11 protein-coding genes are annotated in these 12,431 nt (G+C 48.8%); 2 read left to right on the top strand and 9 right to left on the bottom strand.

What is annotated here, in order from left to right; genetic code table 11:
* Positions 1-40 precede the first annotated feature (40 nt).
* The 7 genes from BUB16_RS01630 to BUB16_RS01600 all read right to left on the bottom strand — a co-directional run bounded on the left by BUB16_RS01630 (position 41) and on the right by BUB16_RS01600 (position 9,228).
* Positions 41-1,135 carry a FecR family protein gene (locus BUB16_RS01630; protein ID WP_073059067.1) on the bottom strand — a complete coding sequence of 365 codons (1,095 nt, stop codon included), beginning with the start codon at positions 1,133-1,135 and terminating at the stop codon, positions 41-43.
* A 184-nt stretch (positions 1,136-1,319) separates the two neighbouring features.
* Positions 1,320-1,922 carry an RNA polymerase sigma factor gene (locus tag BUB16_RS01625; protein WP_073059066.1) on the bottom strand — a complete coding sequence of 201 codons (603 nt, stop codon included), beginning with the start codon at positions 1,920-1,922 and terminating at the stop codon, positions 1,320-1,322.
* A 204-nt stretch (positions 1,923-2,126) separates the two neighbouring features.
* Positions 2,127-2,978, bottom strand: a complete 852-nt coding sequence (locus tag BUB16_RS01620; RefSeq protein ID WP_073059065.1) for a GNAT family N-acetyltransferase — start codon at positions 2,976-2,978, stop codon at positions 2,127-2,129.
* Positions 2,979-3,046: 68 nt separating this feature from the next.
* Positions 3,047-3,946, bottom strand: coding sequence for a ThuA domain-containing protein (locus BUB16_RS01615; protein ID WP_073059064.1), 900 nt, complete (start codon positions 3,944-3,946; stop codon positions 3,047-3,049).
* 150 nt (positions 3,947-4,096) lie between these two features.
* Positions 4,097-6,532: a DUF7133 domain-containing protein gene (locus BUB16_RS01610; protein WP_073059063.1), complete on the bottom strand. Its 2,436-nt coding sequence runs from the start codon at positions 6,530-6,532 to the stop codon at positions 4,097-4,099.
* A gap of 102 nt (positions 6,533-6,634) precedes the next feature.
* Entirely contained in the window at positions 6,635-7,594 is a 960-nt protein-coding gene (locus tag BUB16_RS01605) for an amidohydrolase family protein (protein ID WP_073059062.1), read from the bottom strand.
* A 536-nt stretch (positions 7,595-8,130) separates the two neighbouring features.
* Complete coding sequence (locus tag BUB16_RS01600) at positions 8,131-9,228, bottom strand: Gfo/Idh/MocA family protein (protein ID WP_073059061.1); 1,098 nt, start codon at positions 9,226-9,228, stop codon at positions 8,131-8,133.
* A gap of 280 nt (positions 9,229-9,508) precedes the next feature.
* Between BUB16_RS01600 and BUB16_RS01595 the strand changes: the two genes are divergently transcribed.
* On the top strand, positions 9,509-9,799 hold the full coding sequence (locus BUB16_RS01595; RefSeq protein ID WP_073059060.1) for a hypothetical protein: 291 nt from the start codon (positions 9,509-9,511) through the stop codon (positions 9,797-9,799).
* 1 nt (position 9,800) lies between these two features.
* Complete coding sequence (locus BUB16_RS01590; protein ID WP_073059059.1) at positions 9,801-10,718, top strand: hypothetical protein; 918 nt, start codon at positions 9,801-9,803, stop codon at positions 10,716-10,718.
* Between the two features lie 21 nt (positions 10,719-10,739).
* Here the strand turns inward: BUB16_RS01590 and BUB16_RS01585 are convergent, their stop codons facing one another.
* Together BUB16_RS01585 and BUB16_RS01580 are read right to left on the bottom strand one after the other, a co-directional pair.
* A complete protein-coding gene (locus BUB16_RS01585; RefSeq protein WP_073059058.1) occupies positions 10,740-10,961 on the bottom strand; it encodes a hypothetical protein in 222 nt (73 codons plus the stop codon).
* 151 nt (positions 10,962-11,112) lie between these two features.
* Positions 11,113-12,042: a chymotrypsin family serine protease gene (locus BUB16_RS01580; RefSeq protein WP_073059057.1), complete on the bottom strand. Its 930-nt coding sequence runs from the start codon at positions 12,040-12,042 to the stop codon at positions 11,113-11,115.
* Positions 12,043-12,431 lie beyond the last annotated feature (389 nt).

The following is a 12,431-nucleotide window of genomic DNA, read 5'->3' as shown; positions in this document are numbered from 1 at the left end:
AATCGTGTATCTCATCGTTAGGTTTGGATTGGATTTGATATTATTCATGATTGGTCTCGGACTTCTGTTCCCCAAGTATTATTACTCCGTTCTTATTAGTGACTGGACGCTCCAGCATATTTTCCAGCGTATTTAAAAACACATTGATATTGTTATTGGGAAGTGAACCTGAAACCAACGTTTCTCTTAACTCATAGTCGTTCAACTGGAAATCAACTCCATAGATATCCTTAATGCGCTTGGCTACCTCTGCAAGAGGTGTCCGGTCAAAAACCAGCTTATCCTGTGTCCAGGCAACATACATATCAGATTCCACCCTCGTAGTGTTAATAGTTCCATCAGGCAGGGACATTCGACTCATTTCCCCGGGTGCCATGACGTATGAATCCTTAACCCGGCTCAGCCTATCCCTCATCTTCACATCCACGCGTCCCTCTACCAGCACGACTTCCGTAGTCTGATCATAGGTATTGACATTAAACTTTGTGCCCACCACTTCCACTGCGCCCCCGGGCACGTTAACAGAAAAGGAGCGTTTCCCGGAGCCCGGGTTATTTACGATGTTAAAATAAGCCTCCCCTTCCAGTGATACTTCCAAATCACCTCCGGTATATTGGGAAGGATATGTTAAACTGGAATTGGCATTAAGAATAATTTTTGAGCCATCAGAAAGAGCCAACGCTTTTTGCTGGCCGTTTTGGGTGGTCGCAGTAATTAGTTCCCGGGGCGCATTCTCAAGAGAATCGGACTGGTATACCTCAGGCGGATTTATAAATGTTGCTATACTCAATACTGTTACCAGAAGAAGAATAACAGCTGCAACATTGGAATAGCTTGTTTTGTGATGAATACGGAAAATAGCAGTCTCGTTTTCCCGTTCAGCCGACCTCTCAAAATTATCGACGGCTTCTTTCAACCGATACAGCTCCGTATCCACTTCAGGCCGGCGGGATCCTTTAAAATCAATTTCCCCGTGAAACGATTGTGCCTCTTTCAATATTTGTTTTCGGGCCGGGTCATTTTCCAACCATGCGCGCCATTTGGCAATCTCCTTCTCAGAGGCGCTCCCTTCTATCCAGGCAACAAATGAATCATCAGCCAGTAATCTTTCTATTTCTTCTTCGTTCTTCGACACAACTCTGTAATGGTATATAGGTTTCCGTTTCTTGTAATCGGGAGTTTCCCTTCATTACTTCAACCTATAAGACACAGTCAAAAAGTGTGAGTACTCAAATTTCTTTTTTTTAAAAGGAATTAGAGGAATACGCAGGAAAGTGCGTGCAAATTTTAGATAAGTATAAAAAAAGGGGACTGTACAGTTACACGGAATCAGGAACAGATGTGATAATGCCTCTCAGATTTTTCAGCGCCCGGTAAAGGTTATTTTTAACACTCTGACGGTTGATACAAAGGACGTCAGCAATCTCCTCATTAGTAAGTCCGTGGTAGTATCTGAGGAAAAGCGTCTCTTTTTGCCGCTTATTCAGCCTGTTGATAGCCTTAAGGAGAATCTTCTTCTTTTTCTCATCTGTTTCACTGCGGATCATCAGGTCTTCCTGCGTAAAATTATTTCTAAAAGCATTATCAAGGTACTTCCGGTTTCGCTCATCACACTTCTGTTTCCTATTGAGGCTGCGAAACAGGATTCGCCGGAGGGAAACCAGCAAGTAAGCTCTGACAGAACGAGGAGTTGTATTTAAAGAACTGTGCGTCTTCCATAATTTTAGAAATAATTCTTGAATAGCGTCCTTGACGATATTTTCGTTTGATATGATCTTAATTCCGTAGTCGTACAATGGCGTGTAGTATAATCGGAATAAATCATCCAGCGCTTTTTTTTCTCCCCCGCACAAGGATTCCCAGAGGCGTAGCCCATCGCCTTTTCCTTCTGATCTATCCTTTTCAATATTGTTATAACTCATGAGCACTTTCCATTCATTGTTTTTAAAAACAGGGGTGGATCCGATAATCTACTAAATAAATTTTAATTAGACAGGCTTTTCCCTTTTTTCCGTGGCAAGCGGCCTGTTCGGCAGGCGTTTTCCGTTTTTCTGTGTTTTGTTTTTGTGGTTCCTCTATATTATTAAATTATAATTTAAAAGCAACTCACCTCTGTATGCTAAACCTTATCCCCACTCAAACGACACGGCAGCGCGGAGTTCTGGTCTGTTAAGTACTTCTCTGGGTTTATCCAGCGTCATTCGTGTTAAGCTTCGCTGCACCTCCAGGCCATATTCCTCGAGCAGAGCCGAAGTTTCTCTGCGCCTGATACAGTCAAGCAGAACCGGCTTTCCCTGCAGCACCCCGGACGCTGCGCTGAGCAAGTCAGTAAACCCTTTCGTAGTATCCGCCATGATGGGACCCAAATGATCGTATTCCCGACCCTCGCGTATAAAGGCCATCCCTTTCAATTTATTTTTGGGGATCCATCCCAATCCCCGTACGGTATCTTCATAAAACAGATGGCGAATAAGTCTTCCCCTGTCACAGCCACTCCACTGGCGATCAAGCCGGAGGGCTTCTGCCAGGTGATGTTCTTTCAGGTTTACAACCGCTTCATCCTTCGCCCGGCCGGTGAGCCTTCCCGACCAGCGATCGATGGCTCGAACATCACAAAACCCATACTGCCTGTAAAGCGGTCTGCCCTGGTCGGTCGCATCCAGGCCTATAATATCACATCCCTGCTCCCGGCCGGCAGCGATGACCGTTTCCAGCAGCTGTTTTCCCATTCCCAGGCCCCGACAGGATTGGTCAACGATCACCATGCCGATCCATCCCAAGTAAGTGCCAAAGGTAGCCAGCGTCGCCGATCCAACCAGCCGTTCCTCATCCCGGATAGCGAAGCAGGTCTCCGGATTCAGTTCTATCAGGCGTGCCCATTCGGATTTTGTTTGATTCCAGCCAACCTGTGAACTCAGGCGAAAAGCCTCATCAATGTCGTCCTGCGTCAATAGGGAATCTGCATATTCTTTTTTCATGTAGATAATTTAGTTTCGCGCCCTCAGGCCTCCGGGCCGCGACTTCGTACGCTCTGCCTTGACCTGCTTCAATCCAGTGCCCAGTCGATGGCGTTGATTAACAGGTTCCGGTACCGCGGTTCCTCAAAGTCATCCGGGTAACCAAGGGAGGTGTAGAATACCCTGCTGTCCCCCGCCCTGCGCGTGTACGCAACCGGGTTCACATGATCGCCGGCCATCCCGCTCAGCAGCACGCGGGCCTGATCATCCAGCAGCCGGATAAGATAGATATTGCCGGTGCTTTGCCACTGGATGGGCTCAAACCCCTCCAGAATCGGATGATCAGCTGCTCCCGGGGCCACCGCTACAGCCGTGCCGTCCTCGACCGAGCCGTAGCCGATATTTTCTTGTCCCAGGATCTCCGGCACAAATTCGGGCCAGTCCTCATAGCCTTCCGGGATTTCACCGTCCTGATCCCGCACGGCAAACGCATGGTTGGCCGTGCGAATGCCGATAACGGGATTCCCTTCCGCTATATAGCTTTTAATGGCGGCCAGCTGACCGGCCGGCAGCGAGGCCCGGCGAAAATAGATCACAAGCAGGTCGGCCCCCGACAGGGTCTCCCTGAGCCGGGGAAACCGCAGGGCCGGGAGTTCCCCTTCCGCTTCAATGACGGTCGTCTTATAGTTATGTTCCCTGCCGAGCCTGTCAGCAAAGGGTGGGATCGTTTTATGGGCCTCGTAATTATGCGGGTCCTCATTAATCAGAAAAACAACGTGAGGCTGGTCCTCAGAAGCATGTTGTTCTATACCTGTCGCATTGGAAGGCTGACCTAATGCCTTCGACTGCAGGGGAACTGTCCCAACGAGGAGCGCAACCAGAAAAGCAAGGCCGGCAAAGAAGATTTTCGGCTTCGGTAGCCGGGCGTGTTCCACGCTGTTTCTTTCTTCCCGACCGGATAACGGAGCTGTAGAAAATAACATATTCATATGTTTATTGGTTTTTAGTTTACGCAAAGAATGTTAATGATAACGTATTAAATCCTGAAACCTGCCGGAAACGCTGGCATGTATTCTGGGCAGGAGCGTTTTGCAAAATTCTTATCCGTGTTAGTTACTTGCCGTAATACCTACCCAAAATTAATCAGTTCGCTCACGCAATTCAGCCGGGGACCATGTACCCTGATGATCTTCCGTTTGCCGGCGGATGCGCTCCACCTCCTCCGGAGACACCGGCGCCGCATCGTTATCCCACGATTGCCGGATATAGGTCAGTATGGAAGCCACGTCCCGGTCGGACAAGTAATGGTGGCCCGGCATCACGCCGGAGATATCCTCACCGCGCTCTTCTGCTCCGCCTGAAAATCCCTGCAGGACAATGCGCGCCAGCGCTTCCGGATCACCCTGTACCCATTCACTGCCGTCCAGCGCTGCACCAACACCGCTGACACCGCTCCCATCCTGCCCGTGACAGCTGATACAGGACGAGTATTTTTGGCGACCTTCTTCATAAAGCGTTCTCTGGGCCTCCGTAAGCCCGCTTAGGTTCCTCTGGGGACGCTCCTCCTCCGCCTGGTCAAGAGCCGTAAGCAACTGGGCATACGCTTCGCCGCGATCACTGCTCCAGTCATATTCATCCCGCAGGAGTCCGGCCAGCTGCGCTTCGCGCTGGTAGACGCCGGTCAGGGCCATCTCCCGGAAGTACGGGTTAGTACTGTGCTGATCGAGAATTCGAGCTATCAGCTCCAGTCCCGGATCCACGTTGGACTCTCCAAGGGAAGCCAGCAGCTGCAGCTGAACATAGGGCGAGGAATCCCCGGCAAGGGGTTCCAGGGACGTGAGCACGTTATTGTCCCCCGCGGCAATAGCCGGCTCGAGTATACGGATGGCGGAAGCGCGAACCCGGGCATGATCATCGCCCAGAGCCTCAAGGGCGGTTCCGGTAAGTTCCTCCTGCCCGTAGACCGACCGGTCGAATCCTTCAAGGGTCCACAGCGCCTGCAGGCGGGTCCAGTCCGATGCCTCCTGTCCCGCCGCGACTATCTCTTCCAGCTCCGGAATAACTTCTTGCGGCGAACACTGGGCTAATACCTGTTGCGCCTGGTCTCGCAGCTGCCCGTTGTCGTGCCGCAGGTATCCGACAACCTCGGATGCAGTCATCTCACTGAAGTGCGGAGTGTCATAATCGATATCCTGGCCCTCGCGTACAATGCGGTAGATCCGGCCATAAGGGCCATTGGCCTTGTGGAGGTCATGTTCAATGGTATAATTCCTCAGATAATCGGTCAGGTGCGAAGCATGTTCAAAAACCCCGCGGTACATATCAACGACATAGAGTCCCCCGTCGGGAGCGGTATACATATTTACCGGACGAAATCGTTCATCCGTAGACGTCAGGAATTCACGATCCTGATAGGCAAACCGAGCTTCCGTCTCAATTTGGGACGGATCTCCCTCGATGATCATCCGCTTGATCAGGTTGCCCACCGGTTCCGGAGTAAAAGCATTGCCAACGTACTCGCTTCCGAACTGTCCGCCCCGGTAAATGGTTGTGCTCGAGGCGGAAGTAAATTGAACAAGGGTACTGTCATCCCGCAGCATGCCATCGCGATACCCGCGGTTGACGCCCGTAGGATGAGCCGGCCAAAGTGGCTTATTGGGAGCAATGCGTACATTCTGTCCTTCGCTGATATCAAACTCGGGATGACGGTCGCTGTACCCGTGCGGCACAAAATGGGTCTGAAGCGGCCACGAATTACTGGAAGAATATAGCCGGCCCCAGTTATCCTGAGACATTCCGTACTGCCCGAGCCGGTTAAAGGGACGCGTCTGCCAGTGTCCGCTCACCCGACGGATACTTTCTACATTTTCATTGGAACTGTGGAGCCAGTTGTCCATTCCCCACATCAGCCCCCCCGGAAAGCCATGATTATTCGGATCGGAGGCGTCCCCGTAACTGTTGTAAACAATTTCCTCGCTATCAGCCTTTCCGTCCCCGTCGGTATCGCGAAGCAGGCGCACATTGGGCGGCTCTCCCACCAGTACCCCATCGTGGAGCACCTTGATCGCCCGCGGGAGGATCAGAGAATCCGCAAACACGCGGTGCGTGTCCATCTGGCCATCCCCGTTGGTGTCCTCCAACACGGTTACGCGCCCTTCGGGCACCCGCTCGCGCTCCATCGTTGCCACCGCATCCTGCAGCACGTCCATGTCGTCGCCCGGCATATAGGAGGGCATATCCACCACCCACAGGCGTCCGTCGGAATCGATATCCATGGCTACGGGACTGGTGATCATCGGTTCATGGGCGACCACTTCAATGCGAAAGCCCTCGACCAGGTTGAACGTTTCCAGTGCCTCTTCCGGGGGGAGCGGGGGCACTTCCAAATCGGCATAAGATTCATAGTCCGCTTCACCGGGTTCCGCGGCCGGCGCCTGGCCCATATTAGCAGACAGGGACAGGCAACGTTCTCCCAGGGGACGCTCGTCCGCATTATTATGATCCCGCTCACAGGATATGCCGAATATCAGTAATGAACTTATTACAGTTGTTAAAAGAAGGTTCTTGTGTTGCATTATAATTTTTCTGGGTTAATCATATATATTGTTAACAATTATCATTTTATCCCAATCTGATTAAATAAATAAGGATAGCTCGGGTTCCACGTTGAACAAGGGTTATATCCGGAACAGTTTTTTAGCGTTTTTGTACAGAATTTTCCGTTCAATCGCTTTGGTGGGCGACAACTTGCGGATCATGGCAATGGTCTTTCCTCCGACACAGTCAGGACCTCCGCCGTCGCTGTCATTGCAGTCACTGCCATACAATAGTTTATCCTGGTGCCGCTCCAGGAATCCGCGCGCGTGCTCCTCATCACGTGTGAGTGAATTCAAACCGGAACCCGCCCCCAGATCTCCATACATATTCGGATAATCACTGAGCAACTGGTCCGTGAGTCCCCCGGCTGTTACGTCGGTCTTGGGGTACATCACGCTTTGATCCTCATGATCTTTATCTATGTTGGCCCACCATGTTTGAGCATGGCCAATAAAATTTACCTCAGGATATTTTTCGAGCATGGTATGGAAACGATCAAGACCATAATTATAGCTGCCATGCTTCCAGTGCATAAGAACGGGGACATCATATCTCCCGGCCAGCTCATAAATTTTTTGCATCTCCGGAGAATCACACGGGACGGCAAACTTTGATTCGCCAATTACCTTGGCCCCCCGCTCTAAATATTTCTTAATCTCCGGAATAGTATCCTCCAGATCGGGAACCTCATTAGCCCCAAAGAGAAATTCACCCGGGTATTTCTGCGCCAGCTGATAGCAGGAATCGTTACCGCTGGCGCCGGCCGCCAGGCCATTGGAATCACCAAAATGTGTGGAGGCTTTCTCCACGGGACGTCCCGCCGGCAGCAGGATCGTCGTTGTAATGCCCAGGGCTCGCTGGTGAGCCACAAGCTCTTCGTTTGTTCTGCCGGTATAATCAGTATGCTGATGAATATCAATAATTGGTTCACTGTCCGGCCCGGTTATTCCGGAGCCATACAGTTTCCACGCTGCCCCTGCCATAAGCAGGCTTGTACTCGTTATAAATTTCCGGCGGGAAATCGATTGGGATCTATGCATTAGGAGATTAGTTCATTTGTTTTTTTTGATTTCGTATATATAAAAAAATCATAGAAACGCCAAATAATCAGATAAAAAAAGATTTGCTATTTTCTTTTATGGCGTAATTGTCTTAAAAAGAGATTCGAATATTATTACTACCTGTTACCCATAATTTAAGTCCATATCTTGATCCATTAATCAGGAAGGCATGAGTATACATTTTGATTTTGGATGTTATGGCCTTTTCATCCTGGGAATTTGTATGCCCGTGAATATAAAATGCCCTTATGAAATAAGCTATTGTATCAAACAAATTCGTCTTTCCTTTTACTGTTTTATGACAGCACCTTTCGCATTTAGCCTGGTTGCCGGGAGAGATATATAAATATGGTTTTAGAATATGTGCTGTTAAAAGAGCTTTGTAAAACCGTTATTTTGCCCATCTCTACATTTTCGCGATTTCAACTTCCTCATATATATGTCTATATATACCCATCAGTTTTGAAATCGCTCACGTTTTGGTATTAAACAAAACTGCTGGTTTTTCTAAGCCCTCATAGAGATATTCTTGCTCCGCCTTTTTCAGAGGACTCCATAATCGCCCGCACTATTCTGATATCCCGGAGCCCCTCTTCCCCCGGTACGACCGGGTCTCTATCCTCTTTGATCGCAAGGGCCTCGTTATCCATTTGACGGGCTTGTTGATGCTTCGGGTCCGGAGGAAGCTTTGTACCATCGCTTGTTTCACCCTGTACCCCGCTGTACGATTGAAAAGGGCGCAAATAATACCAGCCATCCGCGCAATCTACATCCAGGTAATTCATGGACTTTCCAAAGCTGGTTTCCCCTTTGGCCATGACCCCTTCCGGGAACTCAAGTTCAAAAACCGTAGTCTCATCTACTTCGTTGTACATTTGAGAACGCTCCGAACTTTGTATTCCGCTGACAGCCACCGGTTCTTTGCTTGTTGCGTAGCGGGCGGCGTTGATCGGATACACCCCCATATCATACAGGGCACCGCCTCCCAGCTCGGCATCCCGTCTCCAGTCGCCCTCCTGGTGACTGCCATTATAGCCCGCTCCCGTTTCTACACTTGTCACCGCGCCATAGGTTTCTTCCCGGCCATAACGGATAATGGTCCTTGTATTGGGCTCATGCTGCATGCGGTAACCGATGCACAGCTGAACCCCGTTTCTGTTAGTAGCATCGATGATCGCCTGGCATTCTCCGACATTCATAGCCATCGGCTTTTCACACCATACATGCTTGCCTGCCTCAGCCGCAATAATGGAATACTTGGCATGCAGCCCGGTAGGCACAACAACATAGACTACGTCAATGTCGTCGTTGCTGGCCACCTCGTGCATGGTTTCATAATTATAGACATTGTCGTCGGGGATATCGTACCGCTGCTGCCAGTCCGGTATTTTTGACGGGGATCCTGTGACAATACCCCGCAGTTCGCAGTGTTCGGTACGCTGCAGGCCGGGGGCGAGCCGCGTGGTACTGTAGTTTCCCAGTCCGACAAGGGCCACGCCCAGTTTTTCCTTCTTTTTGGGAATGATAATGGAGGGAAAGCCCAAGGTGGCTACGGCAAAAGCGGATCCGGTTTGTTTCAAAAAACGCTTCCTGGAAATGCTGTCATCAGACATATCGCTGCTACCATTTATTTGATTGTGAAGTCTAACAAATAATAAATAGAGGTTTAATGTAATCCAAAGAATTATTTAATATTGCCAACTCATCTTTTATATTTTTTAATATCCAACATGCCGCAAGAGGAAATACAGAAATCCCGGGGTGCGAAGATTAGTTTCTTTAAAGAAGATAACGGAAAAAAGAAAGACCGCAGCCGGGTTTCATTGAATCGCTAAAAAAATATGGGAAGTACCATCTGGGCAGCACAACAGATTAACCATTCATGCAATCATTATGAATCAGCTGGACATAAGGTTTACGGGAGCAGTGCTTGACCTTACGATTGAACTTGAAGGTAGAGAAGTAGGCCTGTATTTCGATGGGGTCAGTGAATGGAGCAGGACGATAGAAGAGTTTGAAATCAAAGGAGAACTTGATTTGCTGATGCTTTGCAAAGGAATGAACGGCACTTCATGGGAGCTGGAAATTGTAATTGATACGGAACATACCAAAACTTACCGCGGAGAAATAAATAAAGGATACTCCCTGCTTTCTGATGAAATAGACCTGTCACCAAAAGGGTAACATGAAGCTCATTGCTACATACCTTCTATTTTTAATTTTATGCCTGTCTGTTACTGCGGAGATACATGCGCAGACCTTTTTTGAAGATGCGCACGGAACAACCTCAATAAATCTGCCGGTCGGGGGCCTCATTCGGGTTAATACGACGGGTAACAGCTTGAAAATGGGTTATTATTATAACCGTTCTGACAGGGATATCGTAGTAGGAATTGATGCCAGTGGAATCTCCAATAATGGACTGGCCCCGCTCGTGACCAATAAAGAACTCAGTCCGGAAGCCCATATCAGTTTTAACTTGGGTTTAAAAAATATATCAACCGGTAATTCTATGCCCCGGGGATATGATTACCTGAATCTGAGGATCGGAATCGGAGCGGCTCAGTACCGTATGATGAACGTCAATGCACCGTTCGAGCAGCAGATCAGCACCCGGTCATTTAACAAGGTCAACATAGGACTTTCCTATAATTACTATCTCAACGGTAACATGATTTTTGGTACCTACGCCGGATATGACAGAACCAATAATATTTCAAGCTTAACCGAGCTTACCATAAAGGAGACGGTTACTACCGGTACGGACAGTAACGGTACCAGCAGGACAGCGGAGGCAGAGTACACGGCCTGGGAGGGAACGTTAAGGTCGGTGGACCAGTTTTCCCTGTTTCTGGACTATGTATATATTCCGGATTTTTTACGTAACAGAGTCGCTTTGTCTGTCTACTCAAGAAGCCGATTCAACCGTATCAATAATATAACCAACGGGGGACTCGGCCTGTACCTGAACAGGGAGGGGGCGCCTTTGAACATTGTGGGGGGACTTATTTACGAGTTTGCAGACCTGTTTGATGTTCGGGATACAGGCGCCCCACCCGGGGAAAGAGGTACGGTTGGAATTGTATTGGGCTACCATTTCTGAAATAAATTATGATCCTTTTTGTTACTGAGCGTTAAAGGCCCCTGTTTTTTTAATTTGTATGGGTACCCCTTCAATGCGGCCGGGAATCTCTCTTCTCACTTTTTCGGGATGCTCCGTCACGGAAATAATAATGCCGGTCTCCCCGCCTGCCCTTCCGATACCTATGGCCGCAATTTCCTCCATGGCCAGCCATTTCTGTTCATATTGCCGTTTTATCAACGCGGCCTCTTCGTAATTAGCCATAATACTCTGGATTCCTGTCCCATACTTCCCGGTGGAAAATACGGGCTTATATTTTTAAAGCAGAGCCTCTCCCCTCACATCCCCGGAATCGCCCGGGACCAGTTGAACATTTCGTGGTTGCAAAAGGCATCTGCATTTTTTAATCCAATCTTCATACCATACTGTCAGGCAATGACACCTCAAGTGCATCAAATACATTTTCAATGCGATTAATGAGGGTACTCGTATCGCTTCCCGCAAACAGGAGTCCCACAATATTATCATCATTATCCAGGACCGCGGATCCACTGTCGCCCCCCTGACTCATATCGCCCGCCATCACCTGATCCGTAAAGATCGCCACCTTGTTACTTCCGAAATTTACCCGGGACGTCACATCTACCTGTTCAATCACGCCGGTGGTCAGTCCCGTCGTCCGCCCGCTTTTTTTTACCTCCATATCAAATTCGGCCTCTTTGACCCCGGCAATCGATCCAACCTGATAAATTTCGTTTTCAATATCATCCGTATTATTAGGCTTTGCAATGGCACAGTCGACAAAGTTTCCGGGGTGATCACTGTTGTCGTCCCCATCGTTATACGTAATGGGCACATATTCACTGAGCCTGGCGATCTCATCCTCCGCCTTGAGTCCCCCGTCAAAGGGACCCGGTTGCAAAATAGGGTCTTCCAAATCAGCCTCATTACTATTCGCCAGCACATGGTTATTTGAAAGGATAAACAACTCACCGTTTTTCTCAACCAGGCAACCGAGGGTGCCGGCAGAAATATTTACATGTCCGATACTCACGCCTCCCGGAGCCGGCCGAAACCGTGCCTTGGGATCCTGAAGGGTGCGAAACATGCCTGTTGGGTTTACATCCGTGGGGACACTTTGAACTTCCTGTGGGATCAAATCTTCTGCATCCAGTTTTTCGACAGATGTTTTTATCGCTACAGAACAGATAATAGCCAGTTTATCCGTCGTTCTGTTATCCACTCTTTTATATCCGATACCCGTAGCCATAACATTGGCTTTGTTCATTAACTGGGGCCTCACTTCGTTGAGTACACTTCGAATCTCTTCTATTGTTGCCGGCATAAAATTTCCTCTTTTGGTTTCTGTTGACGAATATTAATAACATGGTGCAGCTAACATTAACAGAGGGTTTTGCAAAACCGTTCTTTTGCACGATATCGGTTTATTGGTCGGTTTAAATCCTCACATATGGGCGGTATGCTGTGAGGGCAACCTCCCTGGGGCCTTGACCTTGAACAAAATTCCTGGTTTTGCTAAGCCCACCAACGGATAAATACTACAATAAATAAAATTGATCTGCTACTCAAAAACGAACAGCTATCCCCGAATGCTTATTTACGGATCCTCCAAACCGCATTTCTCACCGAGAAATTTGTACTTCAGCAAGGCAAGGCAAGGAAAAATAGCAGCAGAAACGTAGCCCAGTACGTAGAGCACGCTATTTTTATCTT

This window comes from Fodinibius roseus, assembly GCF_900129315.1.
Classification (GTDB): domain Bacteria; phylum Bacteroidota; class Rhodothermia; order Balneolales; family Balneolaceae; genus Fodinibius; species Fodinibius roseus.
Note: the sequence above shows the minus strand (reverse complement) of the source record. Positions and strands in the feature narration are given on the sequence as shown.

Excerpts from the sequence above, each read along its gene's own strand:
- BUB16_RS01595 (WP_073059060.1), top strand. The coding sequence starts at position 9,509 with ATGAATCAGCTGGACATAAGGTTTACGGGAGCAGTGCTTGACCTTACG.
- BUB16_RS01620 (WP_073059065.1), bottom strand. The coding sequence starts at position 2,978 with ATGAAAAAAGAATATGCAGATTCCCTATTGACGCAGGACGACATTGAT.
- BUB16_RS01590 (WP_073059059.1), top strand. The coding sequence starts at position 9,801 with ATGAAGCTCATTGCTACATACCTTCTATTTTTAATTTTATGCCTGTCT.
- BUB16_RS01615 (WP_073059064.1), bottom strand. The coding sequence starts at position 3,946 with ATGAATATGTTATTTTCTACAGCTCCGTTATCCGGTCGGGAAGAAAGA.
- BUB16_RS01625 (WP_073059066.1), bottom strand. The coding sequence starts at position 1,922 with ATGAGTTATAACAATATTGAAAAGGATAGATCAGAAGGAAAAGGCGAT.
- BUB16_RS01580 (WP_073059057.1), bottom strand. The coding sequence starts at position 12,042 with ATGCCGGCAACAATAGAAGAGATTCGAAGTGTACTCAACGAAGTGAGG.
- BUB16_RS01605 (WP_073059062.1), bottom strand. The coding sequence starts at position 7,594 with ATGCATAGATCCCAATCGATTTCCCGCCGGAAATTTATAACGAGTACA.
- BUB16_RS01585 (WP_073059058.1), bottom strand. The coding sequence starts at position 10,961 with ATGGCTAATTACGAAGAGGCCGCGTTGATAAAACGGCAATATGAACAG.
- BUB16_RS01610 (WP_073059063.1), bottom strand. The coding sequence starts at position 6,532 with ATGCAACACAAGAACCTTCTTTTAACAACTGTAATAAGTTCATTACTG.
- BUB16_RS01600 (WP_073059061.1), bottom strand. The coding sequence starts at position 9,228 with ATGTCTGATGACAGCATTTCCAGGAAGCGTTTTTTGAAACAAACCGGA.